We start from the raw sequence: 24,717 nt of genomic DNA, 5'->3' as shown, positions 1-24,717 counted from the left end.
TGCGCACAGATAAAATCCACCTCTTTTTTCTTGGCCTAGTGCAATGGGAGAAGAAAGAAAAGCGTGATGCCTCTTTCTTCTCCTGCGATCAACGGTTTACTTTACTTCATTCATATTTTCTTTTGTAATCTTTTTATATGGAATCCACACATACTTTCCATCTGTTATTTCATATCCGATATTTTCTTTGGTTGGTGTTTGCCCTTGTGACAATACCTGAGCAAGTGCCAATGTGGCTTTCCCTTGGTTCTTTGCATCATTTAATACAGTTCCCAGCAAGGTTCCTTCTTTAAGCGCTTGCAAAGCCGGTGCTGTAGCATCTACACCAACAACTGGCATGAACTTGTTATTTTTAAAATATCCTTTTGCCTTCAATGCTTCGATCGCTCCAAGTGCCATATCATCGTTATTGGCAAAAACGGCTTCGATTTTATCTCCATGTGCTGATAAAAACGCTGCCATTTTTTCCTGTCCTTTTACACGATCCCACATCGCCGTATCCTCAGCAAGTTTTTGGACCTTGATTCCTGCTTTCTCAACAGCCATAATCGAATACTTCGTACGCAGCTCAGCATCTTGGTGTCCGGGTTCCCCTTTTAACATGACATACTGTAATACCCCATCTTTATTTTTGTCTGCTTCTGGATGAGATTTGAAATAGTCTGCAATGATTTCTCCCGAAAGGGTTCCGGACTCTTCTGCTTTTGCTCCTACATAATAAACTTTGTCCCATTTTTGCATATCTTCTTTCAATGGCTCACGGTTAAAGAAAACGACAGGAACATTGGCTTGTTTTGCCTTATCAATAATCACTCCAGCAGCCGTACGATCGACCGGATTAATTGCAAGGGCACTGACTCTCTTTGAGATAAACAGGTTCACTTTATCATTTTGTGTTGGCTGATCGTTCTGACTGTCTACAATATCTACCTTTACCTTTCCTTTTGCCGCTTCCTGAATGGCGTTTCGTACACCGGTCATGAATGTGTCATCAAATTTGTAGATCGCAACTCCAATGGTCTTGGAATCAGAATTCCCACTATTTGAGCAACCAGCAGCAGCTAACAAAACTCCAGTAAGTAATAAGGATAAAACCTTTTTCATGTGTATATCCCCTCTGTAAAATAAGATTTCAAAACAAAAGGCAAATGTTCACAACTGCTTAGGTACCAGTCATCCATGAAACCGCTTACGCATTTCTGCAATTTAGTCGAGTAATCAGAATAGCAACAGGCAATATGAAAATAATGAAAAAGGCGATTCTTATATTTAATTATCCCTCCTTACTATTTACTGACAAAATTATGTGAACATCATGTTAACTAATTAATATATTAAATAAAAAATAGTAAATAAACAATGGGTTTTGGTATTTTTCAAATTAATAATACGGACATATGGAAACTTGATCAGCTTGTTGACAAAGTTTCTGTTATATGCCGGTTTCCCTTTTCCGTTTCACTCCCGTTGCTTAAATACGAGCAAGAAGTCGTTCAACTGGAAAAGGAAAACCGGGTTTGTCAACAGTCTCCTTCAAATTCAAAGGGACTACTTTAACACAGCAGTCCCTGGCTTCTGGTTTTTTCTTATGTTGAGTCCATTTCTGTATAACCTGATTCCAAAGTTCCTTCTATTGCGCGGGCAATAATCAAAGTGGCTGCACCGATCGGATAAAGCTTGCTGCGAAACCTGGAAGGAACCACAGGTGTTTTTTTGGCTTCTTCTCCTAATGCTCGCTTTTGAATCATTTCTCGAATTGAAGGCAAGATCAGATCTGCTACTTGTGCAAGTCCGCCACCCAATATCAATAATGGCGGATTAAACAAATTGATCAAAGTCGTAAATCCAATCCCCAGGTATCGTCCAGCCTGGAGTAAAATATCTCTTACCAAATCATCTCCCAGGATTGCAGCTTGATAAATCTGCTGAATGGTTAATTGATTCACATCTTCGACCAATTCCAGCAGTAAACTGTCCTCGCCCATTCGCAACCGTTTTTTCACTTGACGTACAATGGCCGTTTCAGATGCTACTGCTTCAAGACAACCATAATTCCCACAAGCGCAGCGCGGTCCATCCTCATCCACTGTGATATGTCCAATCTGTCCTTCTGTATGATGAATCCCTCTATAAATCTTGCCATCAAACACAATCCCGGAACCGATTCCATAATCTGCAAGTACAGTGATAAAATGTGACAGGCCTTGTCCCAGACCAAACCACATTTCACCCAATGCTGAACTATTGCAGTCTGTTTCCACGATCGTAAGCATTCCTGTATGATGCTGGATATAATCTCTAATCGGAACGTTTCTCCACCCCAAGTTCGGAGCAAAAATCGAAACGCCTGTTTTGGCATCGACAATTCCATGCATCGCGACACCAATGCCCAACAATTGTTCTTTCGATAACGACAACTGCTCAATCATTTGATGGATCAATTGACATGTCATGGATAGGATTTGTTCAGGTTCTTGTTCCTGTAAAACAGGAAAACAGCGCTCAGCCAGGATTTCCGCACGCAAATTGCAGATAACCACAATCACCTGAAAAGCCCCTAATTGAACGCCGATCACATACTTCCCATATGGATTTATCTCAAGAGGAATAGGTCGTCTTCCCCGACCGCCCTTCTCTGCTTCTCTCTCCCTCACCCAACCTTCTTGGATCAGATTTGAAACAATTTCAGAAACCGATGGACGAGAAAGATTGAGTAAATTGCCAATATCTGCACGAGCAATCGGACCATATCGATGGATGGCTTTCAAAACCGAAACGGTATTAAATCGCCTCATTAGCTCAATATTCATCTTTTTCGATTGCATATTTCAATCACCTAAATCAATTTTCCATATAAACGATTGTAACTGGCATACTTTTATTCTATCAGATGAAAGTAGCGCTTTCAAAAAAGTCATACTTTATCTACGAAATTAGATATATTTTATCTTTTTGGTCAAGTTTAAATGATGAATCAAAAAGACTATACATTCTATTTTTCTATGTTATATTAGTTATTAGCAATAACTAATTAATCATCACAGTATTTGAATAAATCTTTTTTTAAAACAAGATTTTCTCTAGGAGGAACATTGATGAGATTAAAAAATAAAATCGCGATTGTAACGGGTGCCGGCAAAGGGATTGGGCGTGGAATTGCTAAGGTATTTGCTCAGGAAGGGGCAACTGTCATCATTGCAACATTGGGAGAAGATGAAGGAACAGCAACTGAAAAAGAGATTGCCGAATCAGGGGGACAAGCCTGGTTTATCCAAACAGATGTTAGTAAAATTGATAGCATTCAAAACATGGTACAGCAAGTCGTCAAGCGCTATGGCCGAATTGATATCCTGGTAAACAATGCAGGTGTCACTCTATTTAAAACCTTGCTGGACGCAACGGTGGAAGATTGGGAATTTGTTATGAACATAGATTTGCGCGGAGTATTCTTCTGCAGCAAATATGTGGCCAGTGAGATGATTAAAGGAGGTATACGAGGTTCCATTATTAACATTTCTTCTAACCATGCCATTGCCACATTACCAGATACGGAGATTTATGCTGCCGCCAAGGCAGGTGTAATTGGGATGACCAAAAGTATGGCATTAAGCCTTGGAAAATATGGAATTCGTGTTAATGCCATTTGTCCAGGTTTTACAGACACCCCCCACTTGCAAAATTGGTTCTCTAAACAAGAAGCTTGGGTAAGACAAGGGGTCAATGAGATCCATGCTTTAGGTCGCATTGGCACTCCGGAAGATGTCGGTTACCTGGCTGTATATCTCGCTTCAGATGAATCTGAAATGATGACAGGCGGACAGCTTGTACTGGACGGTGGAGTCACAGCGCGTCTTTATAACAGCCTGCCATAGTTTCTACTATCAGCTGTTTCAAAACTTATATTTATTCGAAACCACATATAAAAATAAGCGGAGTTTTTCCAAGCGAGTGACTTACGAGCCCTGCCCAGCGGAGAGGCCCTGAGATACTTCCTTGCAGGGCGCAGTCGGAACGAGTCGGAAAAACGGAGCGGATGTTGAATCGATCTGTAACTCCAGGGACTTTTGAAGTGACTCCCAGAAAAGAGGTGAACCAGTTGGATAAGATTTATAAAGCAGGTCGGGAACTAACCGAAGAGTTTGCAAAAACAGAACTCCCTTATGGAAGCGTTGCCATTTGGAATATCGGGCAAGTTGGCACAGTGATCAAAGGAAAAAAAGAAGGTGGTTTTATTGTCATTGACCCTTACCTTACCCATTCCATCGAAGAGAACCATCCTGGCACCGAATTTGTGCGTGAATACGAACCGCCCATTGATCCAGAAGGTCTCAAAGGTGCAGCAGGCATCCTGGTCACCCACTTCCATGATGATCATCTTGATTTAAGTACCATACGAGGTATTCAAAAAGTCTCACCTGAAACCACTTTAGCCGTACCAGCGTCTCATCTTTATCTGGTAGAAGATATCGTGGAAAGAGAGAAATTGGTTGCTTGCAAAGATGGTGAGAGCTTTCACATCCATTCATTTAAAATTACTCCAATCGCCAGCTCTCATACCATCTATGAAAAAGATGAAGAAGGAAACCATTTTTATCTCGGGTTCTTCATCGAATGTAATGGTGTTAAACTCTATCACAGTGGAGATACTGTCGTCACAGATGAATTGGTTGAACGTGTGCGTGCTTTCCAGCCAGATATCGCTTTTCTCCCAATCAATGGGGCTGATTATTTCCGAACCGCAAGAGGCATTGTCGGGAATATGAATTTCCGCGAAGCTGCCGATTTTGGGGTAGCCATCGGAGCTGATCTCATTATCCCAAACCATTATGATCTGTTCCCAAACAATCGTGATAATCCCGCTTACTTTGTTGACTATTTGTTTCAACATTATCGAAAACAGAAGTTCCACATGTTAGCTGTTGGGGAACGTTTTATTTATATGAAGTAGGTTGCTGATAGGAAAGGGGCAGACCCCCTTTAGACTGCCCCTTAGTGGCCTTTTTTCATAATTGTTAGTATCATGAAAAACAGTGTGTATTTACATAATTGCTTTAGAAAAGAAAGGTGATGGTGATGAACAGGAAGTTTCTTTATAAAAAGCCCTGGATCCCTGGTGTTATAGATGATAGTGATAATAATGACTTAAGTTGGATGGAGGAATGGGATGATTCACCTGATTTGCTTAAGAGAAAGTTTACAGAAAGTTCATTGGATGAACTTATGATCGAGTTAGTAGATATATTTAAAGAAGGAAATCCTGGTTATACAACCTTAGCGGGGTTATTTGGTTTTGGTTTTAAATTTGATGAGGAAAAGAAGATATTCAGTATACGTGAGGTCGAACGGACAAATAAGGATATTATTAGGGTTGAAATGCATCTGGACGCTCAAAGTTATATCATTCGTCATCTTAACATATATGTTCAGAAAATGCCTCCTTTACAATTACTAAAAAACAAATTAAATGAATTTCATAAGGATATCGCTTTTCAAGAAACAAATAATGGGTTTGTCATAGCTGAAAGAGAGTGTGTTATAGCCATTCTTAAAGACAAGGAGGTAATTAACAGCCTCTAGAAATATAGTAAAAAATAGATAAGTTTAAAAGGAGGGAAACTGCTACAAAGCATAGAAATTAATATCCTAAGACGAAAACCAAGTCTAAAATCCATACATGATGATCACATAACAAAATCATGTATATGTACCGGTGGCTAGCCGGGAATTTACGCCTGTGGAGTGTTATATCAAACGAAAGTAGTATCTTCCCTGGAAGTACGAAATCGGACACGTTGATACAGGAATCTTCTAGACATAGGGATATTTTTCTATGTTTTTAGTAGCAGATGTTGAATTTCCCCAATGAACAGTCGCTTGCGAAAGTGGCAAATAAAGACCAAGATCTCTATTCACAGAAAGGAATCTTGGTCTTTATTCTCTCTATTCAACTACTGCTTTTCAAAAAACCCTTGCCACAAAACTACCAATGGCCCTAGATAGATCAGACATACTGTATACGAAGCTGAAGTAATGATGATACTCAGGATGAAAATCTATATGAGGAAAATGCGGATTTCGTAGCATGTCTTGAAGAACAAACTCAACAAAGTCCTCTAATTCGGACGGTCGATCTAATAATTCATGAGAGAACCAAACTTGTCTCTTTAATTCATGTTCTCTCCAGAACCAGTAGGCATCTAGTTTCAAATTCAATAAAATTCCTTCTCTACTGAGCTCCGCTACAAATTTAACTTCTTCCACCTTTCCTCTCAAGAAAGAGGCAGGAGCAAATACAAATTCCTGATAGTGACCATTAAATCTACGAGATCCATATTTCTCTTGAAATCCTAATTGTTGAAATGAATCAATCAGTTGCTGTAAATACGATGGAGGAACAATTTCAAAATACTCACGATTAGACAAACTCTCAGACCTTTTATTCGATTTGGTCTCGAAATAATAAGTTGTGGTGTGAGAAGATACTAATAGATCTTCACGAATTCCAAAGGTAAACGCATAACACTTCCGTTCATTCACATCTAGACCCGATTGGATTCTAATAGGGTATGAGTATACCAGCTGAGTCTGTTCGTGATTATCAATGACAAAGGAAACATAGCACCTCACATAAATCTGATTAATATACTGTTTTACACTTCCAGCAATCACTTCAATCTCTCCACAAAGGGTTTCGCCTAATGCATATTGATTTTTAGAGAGCCGAAGATCTACTCTGATATCTCCATCTCCGTATCCCATATTAGAATGTATGTTCTTGAACAATACCTTACCTTTCCTCCTATACATCTTTTTTATCATAACTAACTCTGATTTACCCCATTCAAAAACATCTTGATAGATTTTTTATCCACAAAAATAGCCTTCATCAATCGTTCTCAGTGTTTCTATATTCAACATCATAAATTCTTCATGTGGATCGATAAGCTGCTGTTTGTGGTAGATCGATCAGGCTGGGAAAGTATAGGCTTATGGTCATATCAACGAAACAGACATTTGGCGCTTGTTGAAAGCAATCTGCCATACGATAGAGATCAGGCAGGTCTTCTGTAATAAAGTAGTGTCTTGACAGTCAATTCATCAATTTTTCGATTGCAGGCGTCTACTGCAAAACCGTCTCGAAAATTCTCCACTCAAATGTCCGTTTTATATGTTGCGTGTGCATTTCAACCATCAGAACTCGGTGTGACCAACCATAATCAGCTATACGATTGAAGGGCGGAATACTGGCCACTCCGTCATGAAAAATCCACTAAATCTGAAATTGATCAGATATAAAACTCAGTCAAAAGAGGCTTGGAAATCACTTGATATCCTAAAGATTCATACAACCGAATTGCTGGTGTATTATCGCTAAACACATATAAATACACATCTTCGGAGATTTCCCTTCCCTTACGTGTAAGCTCTGCAGAAATTCTTTTCCCCCATCCTTTTCTCCTCATATGTTCGACTGTCCCTATATTTCCAACTTCTACATAATCATGATCAAAGACATGATATCCCCCAACAGCAATCAGATCTTCATTTTGAACAACTCCATAGAAAGGTAAATTGAGTTCTTCTTCAGAAAAAGCCATGGCTTTAAACTCAGTCATTCTCAATTTAATCAAACGAAAATGTGTGGGATCTAACCTAATTACTCTGTCATCTGCTGGAGGAAGGCAAGTGAGATCTACATGTTTCATCAGTAACATTTCTTTCATGGGATGAATAAGTTCAATTTGAGATGAGAAAAAGGTTTTCTCCCATTCATGAATGAGGGTACTTCCAATAGAATCATCTGGAATACTTAAATCGTCCTTGATATAGGACAGCAAAGGACGGATTTTAACATTTTCCTTAATAAAGTAGTAGGAAAAAGCATGAAACGGTAATCCCTTTAAATAGGCTATAACCCCTAATAGTTCACCATCATCTGAAAATTGTCCATAATGGATGGTTTTCTTCTGTCTTACGGTAAGATAGGTATAGAAAAGAAGTTGTTTTTCCTTTTCAATATTTTTTAAAATGTAGTCCATTTCTTTTTGCTTTAACCGTCTATGAAACATAAAAACTCTCCTCCTTGTCAAAAAGAGCCGAGCCAGGATGATATAAAAAAGGTAACAAATAGCCCAATGAGTTACAGTTTTCAACCCCTATAGCAAACCTGATGCGCCCAGGATTAATGCTCCAGTACAAACAGAGGTTGTCCAACGTGTTGTTTTATGTAGATGCTATCGAGGATCTCTTCATCTTTTATAATCAGTATGAAATAGAGGAATTCCAGTGTCTGTTTGAATCAATCCAGTCTCTTTGGCAACGAAACAAAGCAACTAGAAGATCAGGTAAATGCCAGTTTAGTTGGTATTCGAGTGGTTCTCCAAATCTAAACACACTAAATGTAAAAAGTGTATTGACCTTAACGTTAGGACAACTGTTACTCTTATTATTGAAAAAAATTGCTTGAGAGGTAATCTTATGCCAGATCACACAGCCATTTATACTAAGAAAGCTGAACAATATGACATTTTGATTTCAAGGCAGAAAAGTGTTTATCAAACCTTGGAAAAAATTAAACCATTTGAAGGACTAGATATTATTGATATGGGAGCAGGGACGGGAAGACTGACATGTCTATTGGCCCCAAAAGCAAAATCAATACTTGCTTTTGATATTTCACAAGCTATGTTAGATGTTACAGCCAGCAAACTCAAGGAAAAAGGGCTTAATAATTGGAGAACTCAAGTAGCCGACCATCGACAACTCCCTGTAGAAGATAACAGTGCAGATTTGATTGTTTCGGGCTGGAGTATTTGCTACTTAGGTAGTTCAAATGTACCAAACTGGAAACAAAATATTCATCAGATTATGGAAGAAATAAAACGCGTTCTAAGACCCGGGGGTAGCGTGATTATTTTTGAAACAATGGGTACAGGAACCGTGCTCCCTAACCCTCCCGATTTTCTGAAAAGCTATTACTCATTGCTAGAAAATGGTTATGGCTTTTCCAATACAATCATTAGAACAGACTATACCTTTGAAAATCTAGCGGAAGCTGAAGAATTAACTAGATTTTTCTTTGGCAATGAGCTAGCAGATAAAGTTGCTGAACAAGGACTGGTTCAATTGCCAGAGTGGGCTGGAGTTTGGTGGCGTGAGTTTTAATAATTTCGGCTAAGAAACACTTAACCATTTCTAAGGTAAACTGATGACGGTACAAATCCGGCGGATCCCTAAACGGAAATGTGGGGTCCGGCATATTAACCTAAGTCCCGACCTCTTCAATCAATGAAACCAGCTTACTTATATAGCTGGTTTCATTGATTGCATTTTATGCAATTTACTTTACCCCTGGCGACAGCTTCGCTGGTATTCATCCAATTACTACGCCAGTTCATCTGTAATTTCTTCTCATTTTTTTACCACTCAGCCACACTACCATCTTTATGGCGCCAAACGGGGTTTTTCCAATTATGTCCAACTGCTGCCATTTTTCTCACATGATCTTCGTTAATCTCAATTCCCAAGCCATGGCCTTGCGGAATTTGTACATATCCATTCTCATACTGGAATACTTTTGGATCTACAAGATAATCGAGTAGATCGCTTCCCTTGTTGTAGTGAATACCCAAGCTTTGTTCCTGGATAAAGGCATTGTACGCAGTTGCATCCACCTGTAAACAAGCAGCCAAGGCGATCGGACCGAGAGGGCAATGAGGTGCTAAAGCCACATCATACGCTTCAGCCATGGATGCAATCTTTTTGCACTCGGTAATTCCTCCTGCATGAGAGAGATCGGGCTGAATAATGTCAACATAGCCATCCGCTAACAACTTTTTGAAATCCCATCGCGAAAACATTCTCTCTCCTGTGGCAATCGGAATGGAAGTAAGATTGGCAATATCGCGCAGTGCTTCATTATTCTCGGGCAAGACAGGCTCTTCTATAAACATGGGATGATAAGGTTCCAACTCTTTAGCCAGCACTTTGGCCATGGGTTTATGTACCCGACCATGGAAATCAATGCCAATGCCAATATGATTGCCTACAGCTTGTCGAATGCTTGCAACTCGCTCCACCACTTGCTCGACTTTTGCATAGGAATCAATAAACTGCAGTTCTTCTGTTGCATTCATTTTAATTGCCGTAAAGCCTCTTTCCACTGCATCCTGAGCCGCTTTTGCAACATCACTCGGACGGTCTCCGCCAATCCATGAATAAACCCGAATTGAATCCCGGCAAGCTCCGCCCAGCAACTGATAAACAGGGGCTTGATAATATTTTCCTTTAATATCCCACAGGGCCTGATCAATGCCTGAGATCGCACTCATTAATATCGGTCCGCCACGATAAAATCCACCTCTGTACATCACCGCCCAATGATCTTCAATACGTAACGGATCTTTTCCGATTAAATAAGTCATCAATTCCTGAACGGCAGCCTGAACCGTATCAGCACGTCCCTCAATAATGGGTTCTCCCCAACCAATAACCCCTTCATCTGTTTCAATTTTCAAAAATAACCAACGCGGTGGCACTTTAAATGTCTCATAGCCAATAATCTTCATTTTGCAAATCTCTCCTCTCTTTTATTGTCTGGCCTTTTTCACTTCTTCTACAAAACGGGTCGCTTTCTGGGTGATTATTTGTAAATATTCTTCATCTACATGATTGGTTTTGTGTACCAGTGCTCCCCCGAGTCCGACTGCAAAAGCACCATTTTTAAAATAATCCCCAACATTTTCCAAAGAGACTCCGCCTGTTGGAATAATCGGAATCTGAGGCAACGGATCTCGTACAGACTTGATGTAAGCAGGTCCCAATATATTAGCAGGAAATACTTTTACAGCATCAGCGCCATGTTCATAAGCAGCAAGGATCTCTGTCGGTGTAAAGGCCCCGGGGATACTAACTGCTCCATAGCGCTTGGTCATACGGATGGTTTCAATATCCAATGATGGAGAAAAAATGAATTTGGCTCCCGCCAAGATTGCCAGACGTGCAGATTCACGATCCAAAACGGTTCCCGCACCGATCAGCATTTCATCCCCAAACTCATCGACGACTTGTTCAATCACTGAACAGACTTTTGGGGTATCCATGGTAATTTCAACTGTTCGGATACCCCCTTTTTTCAAGGCTTCCACTATAAGAGGGATGGACTGGGGATGATGCCCGCGAATGATCGCAATGATTCCGTAATCCCTGATTTTTTCGATTCCCATAATGCTCCTCCTTATCGATGAACATCTTGGCTTGACTGATTCATAAATCGCATAAGTGTTTCTCTTTCCGGTAACCCTTCATAATCTCCTTTTACCATCACTACCATAGCTGCGACTGCATTGGCTCGCTGAACAGCTGATTCTATTGAAATCCCTTCCAGCATTCCAGATAAAAAACCTGCAGCAAATGCATCACCTGCTCCAACCGGGTCAACGACCTCATCAACTGGAAAACCGGACACATAACCAGACTCTTCAGCTGACTGGTAATAAGCGCCACGAGGCCCCAATTTCACGACCACCAGTTTGGCTCCCAAATCCAAAAGGGCATCCGCAATTTCTTCCGGCTTGTCTTTTTCCACTAACAATGTGCCTTCATCCAACCCCGGGAGGATAATATCCGACTGTGCAGCAATGTCCAATAATATCGGCTTTGCAGTATCGGTATCCCATAACTTTGCTCGATAATTAGGATCAAATACGACTTTTACTCCATGGTGTTTTGCAATTTGAATCGCCTCAAAAACCATTTCACGGCAACTTTCGCTAAGAGCGGGTGTAATACCCGTGATATGCAAAAATTTTGCTTGGGAAATATAATCCTTATTAATATTTTGCCTATTCATCATACTTGCTGCACTTTGATGGCGATAGTAATAGATTCGTAGCTCTTTCTTGTTTAAATACTCTTTAAACATAAGACCCGTTGGTGCAGTGGGATGTTTCTTCACTTCACTTACATCGATCCCCTCCCCTCGTACAAAAGAGAGGAGCGATTCGCCAAACTCATCCTGGCCTACTTGACTGATCCAACCGACCCGATGGCCCAGCCTGGATAATCCAATGGCTACATTGGTTTCGGCACCTGCATAACTTAAAACGAACTGTTTTGCGTATCTAAGCAGGCCCATCGTTTGCGGAGTAAACATGACCATCGTTTCTCCTACCGTCACTACATCCATTTGGTTTAAACCCCTTCTTTGCCTGTTTGAGAATAACCCATATTTCTTGAGATCGTCCTTGTGGTATTCAGGACATGAAAAACAATAAATTCATGCCTTTTCTTCATCCGATCTTTCGGACCTGCTACGCTGACAGCTGCCACGACATCCCCTGTAGCATCAAAAACAGGAGCAGCAATACAGTAAAGTCCTTCCTCATTTTCCTCATTGTCAATGGCATAACCTTGGTCTTTAAATAAACGTAGCTGTTTTTCAAGTTCATTCCGATCCGTAATCGTATGTTCTGTAATCGGTTCCAATTTCATTTTGGCTAAAAGCCCTTCTCTTTTTTCATTGGACAAAAAAGCGAGAATTGCTTTTCCCAATCCTGTACAATACATGGGTCTTCTTGAACCGATTTGAGCACTTGTTCTGATCGAACGATTATTGTCTATTTTGGCAACATAAACCATTTCATCTCCTGACAGAATCGCCATAAAAACGGTTTCTTCTACCTGTTGCATCAATTTTTCCAAATGCACTCTTGCATCCCTGCACAAGTCCATCGATTCCATCGAGCTGGTTCCCAAGTCAATCAGCTTGGGGCCCAGTTTGTATTTTTTTAACTCTGTCCTCGAAAGATAACCTTTTTCATAAAGCGTCTTGACCAGATTGAATGTACTGCTTTGGGGAAAGTTTAACATGGTTCCTATTTCTTTGATGGTCAATCCTTGAGGATAATTCCGTAACAGCTCAAAGATTTCCAACACCCGAACAGCAGATTTGACAGACATAGAACCCCCTTCAATTCACATATGTGAATTCTTTCAGCTTGTTGACAAAGTTTCTGTTATATGCCGGTTTTCCTTTTCCGTTTCACTCCCGTTGCTTAAATACGAGCAAGAAGTCGTTCAACTGGAAAAGGAAAACCGGGTTTGTCAACAGTCTCAAATTCACATATGTGAATTCATTTCATATATATGATTTTATACTTGTATATTACAATTATTCACGAAATATCTCAAGATCAAAAATGAAACAAAACCATTAATGAATCAAATTTTACAAAAATAGAACGGCTCTGGTTCGAAATGAATTGGTAGGATACCAAGCATTTGAACGTGGTGGAAATGTACGCATGGCAGTTTAAGAGAATCGGGTTGTGTTGAGTGGTCAGGCTATAACGATCTTCCGTAGAGAATGGGCCTTTTAGGATCTTTTATGTTAACATGCAAGCATATTCGTAATTTCAAGCATAAGTATTGAGGCACATCGGACAGGTTTTTTTACCTTCTCCGTATAATCTGAAAAGCTGTTAAAAGTAGCAGAACCCCAACTATCATTCTGATGTTGGGGTTCAAAAACGATTGGATATTCTCTTGGTCTCATCCTAAATCCATTTGATCATATCAATCTTAACTCGCCTGTTCCTTCATTCCTTCTCGTTCCTTTATCTGTATCCGCCGCTGCAACCTTACCAACCGTCCAGATAGAAAAATAGCACCAAAAGCAAGCCCCGATATCAAGCCGATCCAATAGCCAAACGCCCCTAATGTTGTATACTTCGCCAATAGATATCCAATAGGAAGGCCGAGGATCCAATACGATATAAAGGCCATGATGAAGGGTGCATTCACATCCTTATATCCTCGCAACGCTCCTTGGACAGGTGCAGCAATCGCATCGGATAATTGAAAAAAGATGGCATAAATGAGAAATTGTTTGGTTAGCTCCAGTACAGTTTGATCCGTTGTATATAATCGAGCCACTTGCTCATTGAAAAGATAGAGCCCCACTGCACAAATCAGCCCAATCATGACGGCAATACCAATCCCCAAATAGCTATATTTTCTGGCATCCTGATATCTTTTTGCTCCTACTTCAAACCCAACTGTGATAGTAAGAGCCATCGAGATACTCATGGGGATCATGTAAACGAAGGACGCAAAATTCATCGCAGCCTGATGTGCCGCAATCGTTGCTGTATTAAATTCACTTAACAGTAAAGTAACTGCTGCGAAAATACTGGTTTCAAAGAAAATGGCAAACCCAATGGGGACACCGATTTTCAGGTGGTCTTTCCAGGTATCAAGAGAAATTCGATAAAACCGTTTAAACACTTGATAATCTGAAAATGGCTTCATCCGTAGCACTACATATAAGATCACAAACAAAATACACCAGTAAGTAATCGCTGAAGCATACCCTGCCCCAACACCTCCTAAACGCGGAAAGCCAAAAGCTCCAAAAATAAGCAAGTAGTTAAGAACGACATTGATCGGCAAAGAAAGCAGCGTAATGTACATGGTGACTCGTGTTTGTCCTAAGGCATCGATAAAACACCGGAGCACATTATATAAAAACAAGGGAATGATGCCATAGGATATCGCTATTAAAAACTGATGAGCGATATCTCGAACATCTTTTTCCAAATCCATGCTGTCTAAGATCGGATTTACAACAAACGCACCACAAATAATTACACTCAAAGCAATCGTAAAGGCTAAATATAGGGATTGCATCACCTGATAGGGAACCTCTTTCGGACGATTCGCTCCAATCAGTTGAGAAACAATCGGTGTAAGTGCGAGGAGAATTCCATTAAGACCTGCAAACAAAGGAGTCCACAAACTCACACCTACGGCAACTCCAGCCAAATCTTTTGCACTGACATTTCCAGACATCATGGTATCAAAAAAAGTCATAGCAAACATGGTGATCTGTGTAATGAGAATCGGTAACAAAATACGAAAAAACAAGCGAATCTTTTGCTCTATTGTATAAGTCTGTTTCATAGTTCCTCCCCTTTTGAAGTTTTTGCCAAATTTTAATTAATAGCCGTATTTTTTCCGTTCCGCATCCCGTATCTTCTGGATCTTTGCATGCCGAATGAGGTATGGAATAGCAGTTTCTATCAGCCTGTCAACACGATCAAAATATTTCCCGTGCCCGGATCGGAAAGGACAGATATAATACCCTTCCTCAGTTCGCTCAATAACAGTGCGGGGATGATCATTCTTAAATAATGTGGAGAATAATAGATTCTTGGAATTTGTTACCACATCCTCATCTTCCATGGTATCCTTCGTTACCCGTCTCCAAATTTCTTCAACCTGCTCTTTTGTCAATCCCTCCGATGCTGATTCTTCCTGAACCGATTCCATTTTTTCTTCGGGCTCTGTTTCCTGTAATATTTCGACAGGTAACCCCTCAGCCGATTCTACGATAGCTGGAAGGGAAATGGATTTGTGATCCAACTTCTGGTTTGGATCTGTCGGGGGTTCGTGTTTTGGCTCTTGTGCCCTTTGATTCAATTCAATCGTTAGACGCTCCAGCTTCTCTTTTAACTGTTCATTATCGGCTCGTAATTGTTTATTCGTTTCTTGTAATAATTCATTTTCCGTTTGCAAACGATCCCGTTCTTTTTTAACTTCCTCGTATGCTTCACGGATCGTCTTTATAGCTTTGGTTAGCTCTGTTACAATATCCATATCCGATGGTTTATGTTCCTGGATCCATTGCTCCAAATGATTGGAATCAATTCGCCATTCATCCTGTTTATGGGATGATTTTTCTGCCTTCAGTTTCCCTTCCTTGATCCACTGGATGATGGTATGTATGCTTTTTGAAATTCCTTCACGTTTCATTCGTTCAAATGCTTCCCAGACGGTTAGCCATGCCATGAAAACATAACCCCTTTGTTTTTTTCGAAATGTTAAATCAGGTTATCAACAAATGATTATAACATGTTTGTCATCTAGCTCTGCAAAACTTTGCATAAACAGCGGAAAATTGGCTACGTGATCCTGAAAAATACAATACAAAAACCATTAAATCAAATAACTCAAAATAAAGCTATTCTCTTTTTTATAACGAGCACAAAATCTGCCTTTTATTGTTTTTTCAAGAACATGAGCGATGCTTGATCTCAAAAAAATTTAATCATGAAATTGAAGAGAAAATAAATCCGATTGCCTATACTATTTTTGTCTCCATGTTTTAATATCGGACTTCATGACTGCTTAATAAATATAGAAAGGAAGATATCTATGTCTGCTACTTTGCCACCAAAAACATGTACCATTGATCGATTAATTACCAATCCGGAAGATATTGAACGTGTATTGAAAGGTGATAAAACAGCTACCAGAAGAAATGGCCGCTATGCAGATCCTGGAGAGATTATGGAATTGCAAGGATATCGATTTGAGGTATACCATGTTTATCAACAATCTTTAGGAGAACTCACCGATCAAGATGCACAATCAGAAGGTTTTTCATCGGTTGACGCATATAAAGACCACATTTTATCACTTCATCCCAAGATGCCCTGGCTTCCACAAATGAAAGTTTGGGTTCATGAGTTTCGCCCTGTTAAGTAAATTCATTTTCCAGAAAATCAATCATTGCACGAAATGACTCCAAGGAAATTTTTGTTAAATAGACAATACTAATATACTTATTTATAATAATACCTAGTCAAAATCATATAGTATGTAGGGGAGCTGGATAATGGCTGGCTGAGAGTGTGTACCTATACACAGACCCTTGAACCTGATCCGGGTAATGCCGGCGTAGGGACGAAGAATGTTTGTGCGAGTTTTTTGCGCGAAACGCCTTCTGACTGGATCAGAAGGCGTTTTTTGGTATGAGTAGAAGAAGGAGGATATTTATGCGCAAATGGTTTGGTCTTTTTCTTGTTTTTTGTCTGATGGTTCTAGCTGCCTGTAGCTCTCCCGGACAAGGGAAAACCACTGAAAAACATAAGAAGGTAACGGTTGTACTGGATTGGACACCAAACACGAATCATACAGGCCTATATGTAGCGAAAGAAAAAAAATACTTCCAAAATGAAGGGCTGGATGTTCAAATCATCCAACCTGGAAAAACGACAGCAGAACAGATGGTTGCTTCGAAAAATGCAGACTTTGGTATCAGCTATCAAGAGATGGTAACGCAAGCTCGTACCCAAAACATTCCTGTTATCTCGATCGCTGCCATTATTCAGCATAATACTTCCGGATTTGCTTCCCCTGTAGCCAAAAATATCAAGCGGCCAAAAGATTTCGAAGGAAAAACATATGGAGCTTTTGGCGCACCTGTTGAACAACAGGTGATTGGCTCTTTAATGGAAAAAGATCATGGAGATGTAAAAAAAGTCAAATTCTCGAATATCGGCAACATGGATTACTTTACAGCAACCAAAAAAGGAATCGATTTTGCCTGGATTTACTACGGATGGACAGGGATTGAAGCAGAACTTCGTGGCGAAAAACTGAATATGCTTTACCTCACCGATTATTCGAAAGATCTGGATTACTATACGCCTGTCATCATTACCAGCGAACATAAAGCCAAACAGGATCCCGAAACCGTTCGTGCCTTTATGCGTGCTGTAGCAAAAGGATATCGTTATGCCATTGAACATCCAAACGAGGCGGCAGATATCCTGATTCATGCTGTACCGAATCTGGATCCCCAATTGGTAAAGAAAAGCCAGGCATGGTTAAGTCCGCGCTACCAAGCCGAAGCCAAAGAATGGGGCTATCAGAAAAAAGAGGTTTGGGAAAATTATGCCCGCTGGATGAAAGAGCACAAATTATTGGAAGGAAACTTTGAAGCCGAAAAAGCATTTACGAACGAATTTTTGCCTGGAGGCGGAAAATAATGCCCAATACCCTTCTTAGCATACAAATCATTCCTCGGACCCCTAATGGAGAAAGCGTCATCCCTTACGTAGACCGTGCGATAGAGATTATCGATCAATCGGGCGTTCCTTACCGGGTAGGCCCTCTTGAAACCACGATGGAAGGAGAGCTGGAAGAACTACTGGCGATCGTCAAACAAATCAACGACGAAATGGTCAAAATGGGTTGTGATTCTGTTTTGGCACAAGTAAAGATTTATCATCACGTTCATGGCACTTCAATAAGTGAGTTGACCAAGAAGTATGATTAGAAAGCTATTCCCTCCCCTCCTGGTATCAGCATTGTTTCTGTTGATCTGGGAAGGAGCCGTACGTTTGTTGGCGATCGAAACATGGATATTGCCAGCTCCAACACAGATATGGAAAACCTTTTGGCAGCAACTTCCCCTGATGCAAGCAGATATTGCTGCAACCATCTGGATTGCTTTGCTGGGTTTATGTATTGGCATTGTATTTGGAGTCATTGTTGCGGTATTTTTGCACCTCTTTCCGATGATGGAGCATGCTTTTTATCCCATCATTGTTCTAACCCAAAATGTCCCGATTATTGCCCTTGCACCTCTGTTGGTTTTATGGTTTGGATTTGGTACGCTACCTAAGGTTCTGATTGTTGTGCTGGTATGCTTTTTCCCCATTACCATTGCGACTCTGGATGGTTTTCGCCAAGTCGATCCCACTTTGCTCCGGTATATGAAAATTGCCGGAGCATCCCGTTTAGAGATCTTTTACAAATTGGAATGGCCATCTGCCCTCCCTTCTTTTTTCTCTGGATGTAAAGTGGCTGCTACCTATAGTGTCATGGGCGCTGTTATTTCCGAATGGCTTGGGGCACAAGCAGGTTTGGGACTCATGATGCAAACGGCCGCATCCGCATTTAGAACAGATCGCGTCTTTGTGGCAATCGGGACCATCGTCATTTTAAGCCTTTCCCTTTTTCTTTTGATTCAACTTTTGGAAGAGTGGTTGATTCGATGGAAAATAAAGAAGGGAGAATAAGATGTTATATTGCGAACAACTTTCTTTTCGATATCAAACCAGACAGATCATTCAACATCTAACATTTCATGTCAATGAAGGGGAATTTGTTTCCCTGATTGGTCCTTCTGGGAGTGGAAAAAGCACCTTATTTTATTTGATCGGTGGATTATATGAACCAGAGGAAGGTACCATTTATCTAGAGGGTGAACGAGTGAATGGAAAAAGAGGATTGATTGGGTACATGCCACAAACCTCTTCTCTTTTTCCTTGGCGAACTGTTGAAGAAAACATTCGTTTAAGTCAGGAACTGGAAGGACAAATCGACCCCAAACAAATCAAACAGCTTTTAGAACGGATCGGACTCAGCTCCTATGCCAATCACTTTCCGCATCAACTCTCAGGAGGGATGCAACAAAGAGTGGCATTTGCCCGCACCTTGGCAAGTAAGAAAAAACTACTCTGTCTTGACGAGCCTTTTGGTGCTTTGGATGCTCTAACCCGTAGTGAAATGCAACGCTGGTTATTATCAATATTGGAAGAAGAAAAACGGACAGTCTTGTTCATCACTCACAGTGTGGAAGAAGCCATTCTGCTTTCAGACCGGATCTATGTCCTTACTCCTGGTCCTATGAAAGTAAAAAAGGAATTTCATGTTCCATTCCCTCGCGAGCATCGCTGGGACCAACGAGGGAATAAGGATTTTCTTGAGCTTAGGGAAGAAATTGAAGCCATGCTATTAGGATAAAAATACCGCCGGGAAGCAACTCGGCGGTTATTTTATATATAAGGTTTAATTTCTTTTATTGACTAAGGAACGACTTTTTGACCAATATAGAGCAAATGTGATGACATCCCAAGAACATATGGATCAGCTGCTGTTTTCTTCAGCAAATCCATCACTTTGGATAATTCACCACGTTTTCGCCAATAATCCAGGTGTTCCTGTTTGAAAGTGGCACCGATATTCGTTGATCCAATTAGATGGAGGCTTTTAAATCCGTGAGCTTCCATAAATGGCTTGATTTCCTCTATTTTAAAAAAATAAGCTCCAGTAAAACGCCCTTGATCGCTATGGTTAAAAATACCTGTTTCCAGAAACTCGTTGATCTCATCCATGTTATCATTGGGTTTCCAATGTTCAGGAAACAGGAGTGATAAGAGCACATGGTTGATTCTTGATCGAAAGGCAACAAAAACCACACCGCCTCTTTTGGTCACACGGTGCAATTCTTTAACGGCCGCGATCCGAACATGTTCCGATTGTAGATGATATAATGGTCCCATCATTAAACAGGCATCAAATTGTTCATCTTCTAATCCGGCTAGATTTGTTGCATTTAATACATGAAAGCCCCGAAATTGATGAACTAGATTTAATTCTTTTGCTTTTTCTCTAGCAATTTCCACCAACTTGGGTGTAAGATCAGTAAGTGTTATATAATATCCAAGTCGTGCCAACTCCATCGAATATTTTCCAGGACCAGCTCCATTATCAAGGATTTCACCTGTTTTTGGAAGTAATTTCATTATATAATGCCAATTCACTTGAAATTCAATGGGTTCACGTTCAAGACGAGACCATTCTTTTTCTCCAAAAAAAGTATAATATTCAATCACGTTATTCAATACAGTCTACCTCTTTCTAATTATAGAGGATGTTTTTAACAGGTCGAGAACAACTCGGTGCATGTAAGCTAGATCCTCCATCCATCACTCAACATCTGATTCACAATCTTTGCTATATTTCTGGCATCGTCAATCCCTCGGTGATGGGTTCCGTCTAAAGATAACCCATGATATTTTAGAGCTGCCTTCATTCCCATTTTTCTTTTCAAATGGTAAAAATCACGATGTGCATGTTTTAAACTGATATGTTGATCCGAAAAGGGATAGGGTACTTTCAATCTGGAGCAAACGGAATGAAACTGTCTTCGATCATAATAACCCCATGAACAAAATAGAGCTTGATATTTAAGAGATAAATGACTTAATTCTCGAACAGCTTCAAATAGAGAGAGTCCTTGGTCTACCTGATCTTGGGAAATCGTGGTCAGCTTTTTACAAAAATCGCTTAATTGTGGAAACAAAACGGGTTTTACAAAACACTGATACTCCTCCACGATTTTTCTCTCTTCTACATCAAAAACGACTGCTCCAACTTCAATGATTTCGGAAAAGAAATGTTTGGGTTCTTGTCCGTTTTCGTAACAGGTCGATTCTACATCCAAGATTAACAAATATCTTATATTTTCTGCCATCATTCATCCCATCCAGAATGCTTATTCGACATAGATTGCAGTTCATTGAGAGATTAAATATTGGGTAAAACCAACCACTTTTCTTCTTGTTGTACCAAACAACCAGAAATTGAGATGGTAACCAGATCTGTTCCAACTTGTTCCCGAAGTTGGGTGACATTTTCTGCATAGACTTGATGGGCTTGTTCATCTCTCCATAGGCTAAAAACCTGATATCGGTTCGGTATATCTATGGCTTGTCCCATGGCTCCTGCCAACATCCCTTCAGCTTGATGCATGGCTGGATTCCAAACGGTTAGTTGGGCTGTCATAAAGGATGTTACCCTTTCAGGCTTAACCAGACAATCAGCCATGTGTAGCCATCGCCCAGACAAGGCTTGATGAATGGACTTTTCTTCTCCCGGAATGGATAGAATCTGTTTGGATAAGGTTATCGAAATGCTTTGATAAGTTTTCGCCTGGTTGCTTCCAAGAAATAGAGTGTCATGGACGTTGGACATAAAGGATTCATAGGAGGACAAATCCCTCCATAAACCAAGGATACAGGCTTCTGTAGATTGGAGAACATTCCATCCGCCCCATTGTCCATAGAAACCATCTACATCTGCAAGCGCACTCCATATCGTTTGAGCTTCGGTAAAAGCGGCTTTTTGTTCCTCGGGAACTTGGCAAACAATCCATTTGATTAACATGATAGACCCCCGTGTTGCAGAGTAACACCATCTGAGAGATGAAAAAGGTGTTCTGTTTTCTATAGCAGAGGGATTGATTCCTTACGGAGTGACTGTGATGGTACAAAAGTCGTCACGGAGAAAGGAACCAATACCGAAGCGTGGGAGTAACGTATCCATATTTTCAGGATAGACCTCTTTTTTGGTTTTGTCATCTGTTCTTTCTTTACTGATTACCACTTGTTTGCATCATCATTATAATGATATAATCTTAAAAATCCTAAAGCTTCTTCTATTTGTTTTCATAGGCAATTTGTCAGGGAGGTACATATGGACAAACATTATCAATTGGAGTTGGCGATCCAGGATCTGAAAAGAGCAGAACATATTCTCCACCAAGTAGCTGGTCGCTTAGAGTTAATTCAGCATGAAAAATCATATACGCTAAATAATTTAATCGCTGATTTTGAGGACTTAATTGAAGAACTCGAAGCAAAAGATGAAGTTTGACTTTTGATATCCCTGGTTGCTTTTGGCTGCTGGGGTTTTTTTGTAAGTTGCCTCCCAAGTTAAAAACATACAGAACTTCATTTTTCTAGTACGCTTTCGATTTAACATAAAAGACAATGAAAATTAAAATTGTATCCGCTTTCACCACATTTCCTTCCCATTGCAAATCATCAAATCCAGAATTATGTTATGTTCAAGGCAAAATTTCCTATCGTAGAATAGAAAGGCTGGGATCAATTCCATTAGCATCATTCCCCAAATCCATTAGCGATTCTCTGTAGGTGGAAATTGGTTTTAACCAGTTTGTATCATGTTTATCACTGCAAGGGTTATACTACCTTTATGGCATTTTGTTATTTATTTTTGATAAAAAATCATTTTGGAGGAAGGTCGATTTCATTTATGAGATTTGGTCAGATCAAACGTTTATTAATCGGCTCGCCACTGCGAACCCGGCAGTTAACTCATGAAAAGTTGCCGAAATGGAAAGCGCTAGCCATTTTCTCTTCAGATGCTCTTTCATCGGTTGCATACGCTACAGAAGAAATATTACTCGTGCTGGCAATTATTGGGGCTAGTGCTTTTTCCTATTCCATTCCGATTGCTGTTAGTATCCTGATATTATTGCTTGTTGTTACCCTCTCATACCGTCAAATCGTTTATACGTTCCCATCTGGTGGGGGAGCTTATATTGTTGCAAGGGAGAACTTGAATGTACCTTTAAGTTTAATTGCTGGAGCAGCCTTGATGATCGATTATATTTTGACGGTTGCAGTTAGCATTAGTTCGGGTGTAGCGGCGCTTGTATCTGCCTTTCCAAGCCTGATTCCATGGAAAGTAGCACTGGCCGTTTTTCTTATTGTCATCCTGATGATGCTGAACTTGCGAGGAATTCGTGAATCAGCCACCATATTCGCTTATCCTACATATCTCTTCATCTTTTCGGTCTTGATTATGATTGGCTTCGGATCGATCCAACTCTGGAAAGAGGGCTGGCATGGTTATCAAGCTCAGATCGGAAACCAGGCTCATGACTTGGGTTCATGGGTGGGCATATTACTATTGCTTCGGGCGTTTGCGTCAGGTTGTTCCGCTTTGACAGGTGTAGAAGCCATTAGTAATGGTGTCCCGGCTTTCCGATCTCCGGCTCCACGCAACGCCGCGATCACCATGATTTGGATGTCTCTGTTGCTGGGGATCATGTTTTTTGGGATTACACTCCTGGCACAGGCTTTTGGTGTCGCTCCAAAAGAACATGAGACGGTTGTATCACAAATTGCAGAACATATATTTGGACGTGGGCCACTTTACTATCTGATACAAATTGCAACCATGCTTATTTTGTTTTTGGCAGCCAATACCAGTTTTGCCGGTTTTCCACAGTTAACTTCCATTATTGCTCAAGACCGTTTTCTTCCTCGAAATCTGGCCATGCGAGGAGATCGTCTTGTATATTCAAATGGAATCATTCTGTTAAGTCTGCTTTCTATCCTTTTAATTATCGGTTTTAAAGGGGATACACACTCCCTGATTCCTCTTTATGCAGTTGGAGTCTTTCTTTCCTTCACCATCGCCCAGTTGGGAATGGTAAAAGTCTTTTTGAACGAAAAAAAGAAAAACATGTTCCGCATTGCCATTACGGGAATTGGCACAATGATTACTGGTATCGTCACGGTAATTACGGTCATTTCCAAGTTTACTGAAGGAGCATGGATGGTAACGGTGGCCATACCTTTACTTGTTTGGTTGTTTTTTGCGATCCGAAAGCATTACAACGATATTGCCAAAGAGTTGCGATTGGTTCACTATACCCAGCCCAAAAAAGTGAAGACGAAAGTAATCATTCCCATATCTGGCATTACCAAAGTTGTATCGCAATCAATCTCCTATGCCAAAGGCATTTCGGATGATATTGTGGTTGTAACCGTTGATTTTGATGATGACCATGCAGGACAAATGCGAGAAAAATGGGAGGAATGGAACCCAGGTGTACCACTGATTATTTTGCGTTCTCCTTACCGAACTTTAATCTCGCCGCTTTTGAAGTATATTGATTCGCTTGAAAAAGAAAAAGAAGAAGGTGAATTCATCACCGTACTTGTCCCTCAATTCATCATCAAGAAATGGTGGCATACATTTTTACACAACCAAACAGCATTGTTACTAAAAGCTCTCCTGATTTTTCGAAAAGACGTGGTTGTTTCAACCATACCGTTTCATTTACATCATTAATTCCCTTCAAACATACATATGGCGGAATGCCGGCCTTCGGAAATCCCAAAAAATAGCCCGTATCGCCATCAGAGTGATACGGGTTCATATTTTTTATAAAAAGCGAGCGAGAAAACCCCTAGCTTCAGCTATGGGGATGAGAGCGAGCGTCGGACGAGGGAGGGCATTAGCCCTTGTGCCAAGTCCGGCATGTTT

At 40.4% G+C, this 24,717-nt stretch carries 24 protein-coding genes, 1 pseudogene and 1 riboswitch; of the genes and pseudogenes, 11 read left to right on the top strand and 14 right to left on the bottom strand.

What is annotated here, in order from left to right; genetic code table 11:
* Window positions 1-96: 96 nt before the first annotated feature.
* The gene (locus tag BMZ78_RS07400) at window positions 97-1,104 is read right to left on the bottom strand and encodes a galactose ABC transporter substrate-binding protein (protein ID WP_093229210.1); all 1,008 of its coding nucleotides are present in this window, start codon (window positions 1,102-1,104) and stop codon (window positions 97-99) included.
* A 482-nt stretch (window positions 1,105-1,586) separates the two neighbouring features.
* Window positions 1,587-2,825: an ROK family transcriptional regulator gene (locus BMZ78_RS07395; protein ID WP_093229208.1), complete on the bottom strand. Its 1,239-nt coding sequence runs from the start codon at window positions 2,823-2,825 to the stop codon at window positions 1,587-1,589.
* A gap of 270 nt (window positions 2,826-3,095) precedes the next feature.
* On the opposite strand from BMZ78_RS07395, the gene BMZ78_RS07390 reads away from it, so the two are divergent.
* The 3 genes from BMZ78_RS07390 to BMZ78_RS07380 all read left to right on the top strand — a co-directional run bounded on the left by BMZ78_RS07390 (window position 3,096) and on the right by BMZ78_RS07380 (window position 5,577).
* Window positions 3,096-3,872 carry an SDR family NAD(P)-dependent oxidoreductase gene (locus BMZ78_RS07390; RefSeq protein ID WP_093229207.1) on the top strand — a complete coding sequence of 259 codons (777 nt, stop codon included), beginning with the start codon at window positions 3,096-3,098 and terminating at the stop codon, window positions 3,870-3,872.
* A gap of 224 nt (window positions 3,873-4,096) precedes the next feature.
* Complete coding sequence (locus BMZ78_RS07385; protein WP_175482349.1) at window positions 4,097-4,948, top strand: MBL fold metallo-hydrolase; 852 nt, start codon at window positions 4,097-4,099, stop codon at window positions 4,946-4,948.
* Between the two features lie 125 nt (window positions 4,949-5,073).
* Window positions 5,074-5,577, top strand: coding sequence for a hypothetical protein (locus BMZ78_RS07380; protein ID WP_093229204.1), 504 nt, complete (start codon window positions 5,074-5,076; stop codon window positions 5,575-5,577).
* A 381-nt stretch (window positions 5,578-5,958) separates the two neighbouring features.
* On the opposite strand, the gene BMZ78_RS07375 is transcribed toward BMZ78_RS07380, so the two are convergent.
* The 3 genes and pseudogenes from BMZ78_RS07375 to BMZ78_RS19565 all read right to left on the bottom strand — a co-directional run.
* On the bottom strand, window positions 5,959-6,783 hold the full coding sequence (locus tag BMZ78_RS07375) for a sporulation protein (protein WP_175482348.1): 825 nt from the start codon (window positions 6,781-6,783) through the stop codon (window positions 5,959-5,961).
* 503 nt (window positions 6,784-7,286) lie between these two features.
* A complete protein-coding gene (locus BMZ78_RS07370; protein ID WP_093229201.1) occupies window positions 7,287-8,069 on the bottom strand; it encodes a GNAT family N-acetyltransferase in 783 nt (260 codons plus the stop codon).
* A gap of 90 nt (window positions 8,070-8,159) precedes the next feature.
* A pseudogene (locus BMZ78_RS19565) lies at window positions 8,160-8,231 on the bottom strand (DJ-1/PfpI family protein); the annotation flags it as partial.
* Window positions 8,232-8,478: 247 nt separating this feature from the next.
* On the opposite strand from BMZ78_RS19565, the gene BMZ78_RS07365 reads away from it, so the two are divergent.
* Complete coding sequence (locus tag BMZ78_RS07365) at window positions 8,479-9,165, top strand: class I SAM-dependent methyltransferase (protein ID WP_093229199.1); 687 nt, start codon at window positions 8,479-8,481, stop codon at window positions 9,163-9,165.
* 254 nt (window positions 9,166-9,419) lie between these two features.
* On the opposite strand, the gene dgoD is transcribed toward BMZ78_RS07365, so the two are convergent.
* From dgoD to BMZ78_RS07335, 6 genes are all read right to left on the bottom strand, one after another.
* Window positions 9,420-10,568: a galactonate dehydratase gene (dgoD, locus tag BMZ78_RS07360; protein WP_093229198.1), complete on the bottom strand. Its 1,149-nt coding sequence runs from the start codon at window positions 10,566-10,568 to the stop codon at window positions 9,420-9,422.
* A 21-nt stretch (window positions 10,569-10,589) separates the two neighbouring features.
* Window positions 10,590-11,225 carry a bifunctional 4-hydroxy-2-oxoglutarate aldolase/2-dehydro-3-deoxy-phosphogluconate aldolase gene (locus tag BMZ78_RS07355; protein WP_093229196.1) on the bottom strand — a complete coding sequence of 212 codons (636 nt, stop codon included), beginning with the start codon at window positions 11,223-11,225 and terminating at the stop codon, window positions 10,590-10,592.
* A gap of 11 nt (window positions 11,226-11,236) precedes the next feature.
* The gene (locus BMZ78_RS07350; RefSeq protein WP_093229195.1) at window positions 11,237-12,187 is read right to left on the bottom strand and encodes a sugar kinase; all 951 of its coding nucleotides are present in this window, start codon (window positions 12,185-12,187) and stop codon (window positions 11,237-11,239) included.
* Window positions 12,188-12,192: 5 nt separating this feature from the next.
* On the bottom strand, window positions 12,193-12,960 hold the full coding sequence (locus tag BMZ78_RS07345) for an IclR family transcriptional regulator (RefSeq protein ID WP_093229193.1): 768 nt from the start codon (window positions 12,958-12,960) through the stop codon (window positions 12,193-12,195).
* A gap of 621 nt (window positions 12,961-13,581) precedes the next feature.
* The gene (locus BMZ78_RS07340) at window positions 13,582-14,961 is read right to left on the bottom strand and encodes an MATE family efflux transporter (protein WP_093229192.1); all 1,380 of its coding nucleotides are present in this window, start codon (window positions 14,959-14,961) and stop codon (window positions 13,582-13,584) included.
* A 36-nt stretch (window positions 14,962-14,997) separates the two neighbouring features.
* On the bottom strand, window positions 14,998-15,849 hold the full coding sequence (locus BMZ78_RS07335; RefSeq protein WP_093229190.1) for a helix-turn-helix domain-containing protein: 852 nt from the start codon (window positions 15,847-15,849) through the stop codon (window positions 14,998-15,000).
* Between the two features lie 366 nt (window positions 15,850-16,215).
* Here BMZ78_RS07335 and BMZ78_RS07330 point away from each other — a divergent pair, with 366 nt between their 5' ends.
* The 5 genes from BMZ78_RS07330 to BMZ78_RS07310 all read left to right on the top strand — a co-directional run bounded on the left by BMZ78_RS07330 (window position 16,216) and on the right by BMZ78_RS07310 (window position 19,596).
* Complete coding sequence (locus BMZ78_RS07330) at window positions 16,216-16,548, top strand: ASCH domain-containing protein (protein WP_093229189.1); 333 nt, start codon at window positions 16,216-16,218, stop codon at window positions 16,546-16,548.
* A gap of 106 nt (window positions 16,549-16,654) precedes the next feature.
* Window positions 16,655-16,765, top strand: a riboswitch (TPP riboswitch).
* 73 nt (window positions 16,766-16,838) lie between these two features.
* Window positions 16,839-17,834, top strand: coding sequence for an ABC transporter substrate-binding protein (locus BMZ78_RS07325; RefSeq protein ID WP_093229187.1), 996 nt, complete (start codon window positions 16,839-16,841; stop codon window positions 17,832-17,834).
* A complete protein-coding gene (locus BMZ78_RS07320; RefSeq protein WP_093229186.1) occupies window positions 17,834-18,124 on the top strand; it encodes a thiamine-binding protein in 291 nt (96 codons plus the stop codon). The genes BMZ78_RS07325 and BMZ78_RS07320 overlap by 1 nt, the downstream gene beginning before the upstream one ends.
* 64 nt (window positions 18,125-18,188) lie before the next feature.
* On the top strand, window positions 18,189-18,869 hold the full coding sequence (locus BMZ78_RS07315) for an ABC transporter permease (protein ID WP_341849630.1): 681 nt from the start codon (window positions 18,189-18,191) through the stop codon (window positions 18,867-18,869).
* Window position 18,870: 1 nt separating this feature from the next.
* Complete coding sequence (locus BMZ78_RS07310) at window positions 18,871-19,596, top strand: ABC transporter ATP-binding protein (RefSeq protein ID WP_093229183.1); 726 nt, start codon at window positions 18,871-18,873, stop codon at window positions 19,594-19,596.
* 62 nt (window positions 19,597-19,658) lie between these two features.
* Here the strand turns inward: BMZ78_RS07310 and BMZ78_RS07305 are convergent, their stop codons facing one another.
* From BMZ78_RS07305 to BMZ78_RS07295, 3 genes are all read right to left on the bottom strand, one after another.
* On the bottom strand, window positions 19,659-20,477 hold the full coding sequence (locus BMZ78_RS07305) for a class I SAM-dependent methyltransferase (protein ID WP_093229181.1): 819 nt from the start codon (window positions 20,475-20,477) through the stop codon (window positions 19,659-19,661).
* Window positions 20,478-20,545: 68 nt separating this feature from the next.
* Window positions 20,546-21,112 (bottom strand): 3'-5' exonuclease, encoded by a 567-nt coding sequence (locus tag BMZ78_RS07300; RefSeq protein ID WP_245739772.1) that lies wholly within the window; start codon window positions 21,110-21,112, stop codon window positions 20,546-20,548.
* A 50-nt stretch (window positions 21,113-21,162) separates the two neighbouring features.
* Window positions 21,163-21,801 (bottom strand): DUF4937 domain-containing protein, encoded by a 639-nt coding sequence (locus BMZ78_RS07295; RefSeq protein WP_093229180.1) that lies wholly within the window; start codon window positions 21,799-21,801, stop codon window positions 21,163-21,165.
* Window positions 21,802-22,110: 309 nt separating this feature from the next.
* On the opposite strand from BMZ78_RS07295, the gene BMZ78_RS07290 reads away from it, so the two are divergent.
* Window positions 22,111-22,290 carry a hypothetical protein gene (locus BMZ78_RS07290; protein ID WP_093229178.1) on the top strand — a complete coding sequence of 60 codons (180 nt, stop codon included), beginning with the start codon at window positions 22,111-22,113 and terminating at the stop codon, window positions 22,288-22,290.
* A gap of 402 nt (window positions 22,291-22,692) precedes the next feature.
* Complete coding sequence (locus BMZ78_RS07285; RefSeq protein ID WP_093229304.1) at window positions 22,693-24,522, top strand: APC family permease; 1,830 nt, start codon at window positions 22,693-22,695, stop codon at window positions 24,520-24,522.
* Window positions 24,523-24,717 lie beyond the last annotated feature (195 nt).

It is taken from the genome of Thermoflavimicrobium dichotomicum, from assembly GCF_900114055.1.
In the GTDB taxonomy this organism is placed as follows: Bacteria; Bacillota; Bacilli; order Thermoactinomycetales; family Thermoactinomycetaceae; genus Thermoflavimicrobium; species Thermoflavimicrobium dichotomicum.
The sequence above is the reverse complement of the archived record's forward strand: the minus strand, read 5'-3'. Positions and strand labels throughout refer to the sequence as shown.

Coding starts and splice junctions, on each gene's coding strand:
- BMZ78_RS07390 (WP_093229207.1), top strand. CDS start 3,096: ATGAGATTAAAAAATAAAATCGCGATTGTAACGGGTGCCGGCAAAGGG.
- BMZ78_RS07365 (WP_093229199.1), top strand. CDS start 8,479: ATGCCAGATCACACAGCCATTTATACTAAGAAAGCTGAACAATATGAC.
- BMZ78_RS07285 (WP_093229304.1), top strand. CDS start 22,693: ATGAGATTTGGTCAGATCAAACGTTTATTAATCGGCTCGCCACTGCGA.
- BMZ78_RS07330 (WP_093229189.1), top strand. CDS start 16,216: ATGTCTGCTACTTTGCCACCAAAAACATGTACCATTGATCGATTAATT.
- BMZ78_RS07340 (WP_093229192.1), bottom strand. CDS start 14,961: ATGAAACAGACTTATACAATAGAGCAAAAGATTCGCTTGTTTTTTCGT.
- dgoD (WP_093229198.1), bottom strand. CDS start 10,568: ATGAAGATTATTGGCTATGAGACATTTAAAGTGCCACCGCGTTGGTTA.
- BMZ78_RS07380 (WP_093229204.1), top strand. CDS start 5,074: ATGAACAGGAAGTTTCTTTATAAAAAGCCCTGGATCCCTGGTGTTATA.
- BMZ78_RS07325 (WP_093229187.1), top strand. CDS start 16,839: ATGCGCAAATGGTTTGGTCTTTTTCTTGTTTTTTGTCTGATGGTTCTA.
- BMZ78_RS07310 (WP_093229183.1), top strand. CDS start 18,871: ATGTTATATTGCGAACAACTTTCTTTTCGATATCAAACCAGACAGATC.
- BMZ78_RS07400 (WP_093229210.1), bottom strand. CDS start 1,104: ATGAAAAAGGTTTTATCCTTATTACTTACTGGAGTTTTGTTAGCTGCT.
- BMZ78_RS07350 (WP_093229195.1), bottom strand. CDS start 12,187: ATGGATGTAGTGACGGTAGGAGAAACGATGGTCATGTTTACTCCGCAA.
- BMZ78_RS07295 (WP_093229180.1), bottom strand. CDS start 21,801: ATGTTAATCAAATGGATTGTTTGCCAAGTTCCCGAGGAACAAAAAGCC.
- BMZ78_RS07370 (WP_093229201.1), bottom strand. CDS start 8,069: ATGTTTCATAGACGGTTAAAGCAAAAAGAAATGGACTACATTTTAAAA.
- BMZ78_RS07355 (WP_093229196.1), bottom strand. CDS start 11,225: ATGGGAATCGAAAAAATCAGGGATTACGGAATCATTGCGATCATTCGC.
- BMZ78_RS07290 (WP_093229178.1), top strand. CDS start 22,111: ATGGACAAACATTATCAATTGGAGTTGGCGATCCAGGATCTGAAAAGA.
- BMZ78_RS07300 (WP_245739772.1), bottom strand. CDS start 21,112: ATGATGGCAGAAAATATAAGATATTTGTTAATCTTGGATGTAGAATCG.
- BMZ78_RS07335 (WP_093229190.1), bottom strand. CDS start 15,849: ATGGCATGGCTAACCGTCTGGGAAGCATTTGAACGAATGAAACGTGAA.
- BMZ78_RS07320 (WP_093229186.1), top strand. CDS start 17,834: ATGCCCAATACCCTTCTTAGCATACAAATCATTCCTCGGACCCCTAAT.
- BMZ78_RS07345 (WP_093229193.1), bottom strand. CDS start 12,960: ATGTCTGTCAAATCTGCTGTTCGGGTGTTGGAAATCTTTGAGCTGTTA.
- BMZ78_RS07395 (WP_093229208.1), bottom strand. CDS start 2,825: ATGCAATCGAAAAAGATGAATATTGAGCTAATGAGGCGATTTAATACC.